This window comes from Hymenobacter endophyticus (assembly GCF_032464715.1).
Lineage (GTDB): Bacteria > Bacteroidota > Bacteroidia > Cytophagales > Hymenobacteraceae > Hymenobacter > Hymenobacter endophyticus.
In genome coordinates this window covers 1-798 of record NZ_JAWDJT010000037.1, presented here as the reverse complement: position 1 = coordinate 798, position 798 = coordinate 1, and the positions used below count along the sequence as shown (strand labels likewise).

Annotated in this window: 1 protein-coding gene; it reads left to right on the top strand. The window is 56.5% G+C overall.

From position 1 onward, the window contains the following. Positions 1-59 precede the first annotated feature (59 nt). On the top strand, positions 60-798 hold a 739-nt coding region (locus ROI90_RS21100; RefSeq protein ID WP_456077701.1), incomplete at its 3' end, for a class III lanthionine synthetase LanKC N-terminal domain-containing protein.

Below are 798 nucleotides of genomic sequence, written 5' to 3'. Positions count from 1 at the left end.
GTACAACGACAACCACTACCACGACAACGACTCACATTTGCCCTTAAAGGGGTAGCGACTTGAACTTGAGGGAACTCGAAGCTGACTGGACGTTCACCGCTGACCAGTACCTTCCTTGCGTACAGGCGTCATCACCATGGCGTGCAAGCAGACTGGTCAGTGGTGAAGACCCGGATCAGGGATGGAAGCTCCACGTCTCGGCCACCATTCTGTCAGCTACCAAAATTCTCAGCTCAGTCGGGCCAATGCTTAGAGAGCGCGGAGTGCTGTTTAAGGCCCCTCAAACCCTCGCGGAATTGCAGCGAATTAATATGGGCCTGTTCTACGGAGTCACACAGGTGGGCAAGTTCATCACCGTGTACACCCGCTCAACTGAGGAGGCGGTGGATCTTGCGGGTGCTCTGCACCACCTAACGGTGGGTGAAGCGGCGCCCGCCGTTCCTTTCGAGAAGGAATTCTCTGCTGGTAGCAACGTTTTCTACAGGTATGGAGCCTTCAGAGACATCGTTGACGAGCAAGGGCTCCTCGCGATGCGGGCCCCAGACGGCAGCATTGTGCCCGACATACGCAACTCCTGGCCACCACATCCTGAATGGGTGAGCGACCCATTCCCTGGCTGCGATCATTCACCCATTGAGAAATTCCGCTCCCGGTTTCTAATCTTTGAGTCGCTATCGCAGCGCGGCAAGGGTGGGGTCTATCGAGGACTGGATATCGACTCCTCTCCAGTGCGCCTATGTATCGTGAAGGAAGGTCGGCTCAACGGTGAAACTGAATGGGACGGCCGGGACGGCTGCT